The organism is Acinetobacter sp. COS3, assembly GCF_000475335.1.
In the GTDB taxonomy this organism is placed as follows: domain Bacteria; phylum Pseudomonadota; class Gammaproteobacteria; order Pseudomonadales; family Moraxellaceae; genus Acinetobacter; species Acinetobacter venetianus.
Map to the genome: position 1 here is coordinate 1 of NZ_AXCD01000062.1, position 581 is coordinate 581.

Annotated in this window: 1 protein-coding gene; it reads right to left on the reverse strand. The window is 27.2% G+C overall.

Going from position 1 to position 581, the window contains the following annotated elements; all coding sequences use genetic code 11:
• Positions 1 to 538: LysM peptidoglycan-binding domain-containing protein (locus IO68_RS34245; protein ID WP_023014024.1), on the reverse strand; the 538-nt coding region annotated here is incomplete at its 3' end.
• Between the last annotated feature and the right edge of the window lie 43 nt (positions 539 to 581).

Consider the following 581-nt stretch of genomic DNA (forward strand, 5'->3'; position numbering starts at 1 on the left):
TGACTTGAAGCATCATTTGATTTGATGTATTAGCACTTCCAATAAATATTTTCTGACCTATTTTAATTTCATTTGCATCAGAAATATTATTACTTCTCATAAGTAGAGAAATCTCTTTGTTATATTTTTTTGCTATACTTGCTAAATTCTCACCAGATTTCACCTGATGATAGTCACTTTCATAAGTTTTAGATGACCCTTTTACTTCCGTTGTGAGCAAAATCTTAATTAAACTTAATGGTAGTGTTAATGTTATCCCATTAAGGAAATAATCTTTCTCAATATTCTCTTGATAAATTTGTGTAAAAGTCTTATATTTTGTTAGGCCACCTTTTACAAAAACTCTTAATATACCTTTTTCAGAATGTGTATATAAAGTTTTTGTTACCTTTCCTTCTTTTGTTGTTTGATCACTATCTAAAACCCTAGTTGTAGTAGGAAACACTAAACTTTGAAAAGTCACTTTATAATCTAAATTTGGAATTTCTTCGTCTATATTCTTATATGTAAAGCGTAATTTAAATGCAATATTCGACATTATTTATCCCAACTATTCTTTGCTATCTTTTTCATTTTCAATA